This window comes from Rhizobium ecuadorense (assembly GCF_001187535.1).
Classification (GTDB): Bacteria; Pseudomonadota; Alphaproteobacteria; order Rhizobiales; family Rhizobiaceae; genus Rhizobium; species Rhizobium ecuadorense.
The window spans coordinates 1-278 of sequence record NZ_LFIO01000267.1 but is presented as its reverse complement, the minus strand read 5'-3'; the positions used below and the strand labels follow the sequence as shown (position 1 = coordinate 278).

The following is a 278-nucleotide window of genomic DNA, read 5'->3' as shown; positions in this document are numbered from 1 at the left end:
GAATGAGGCTCTCTTTGGCGTTAGCGGACGGTGCACTGAGCGTGAGACGGTGGCGCAACGGGAGCCGGGAGACATTTTCTCACGCTCATTGTTGGGTGCGTCGGCTCACGGCGTGACGCGGGCTGCCGATGTTGCGGAGTAGCGATCGCCGTGGACCTCGATGCCTGAGAAGACCGCGTCGATCTCGGCCAGTTCCTCCGATGTGAAGGTGATGTCGGCGGCGGCGATATTCTCTTCCAGCCGGTGCAGCTTGGTGGTGCCGGGAATGGGGACGATCC

The 278-nt window shown here is 62.9% G+C and carries 1 protein-coding gene; it reads right to left on the bottom strand.

What is annotated here, in order from left to right; all coding sequences use genetic code 11:
• Positions 1 to 105: 105 nt before the first annotated feature.
• The coding region (locus AF337_RS41815; RefSeq protein WP_193393577.1) for an aldo/keto reductase at positions 106 to 278 on the bottom strand (173 nt) is incomplete at its 5' end.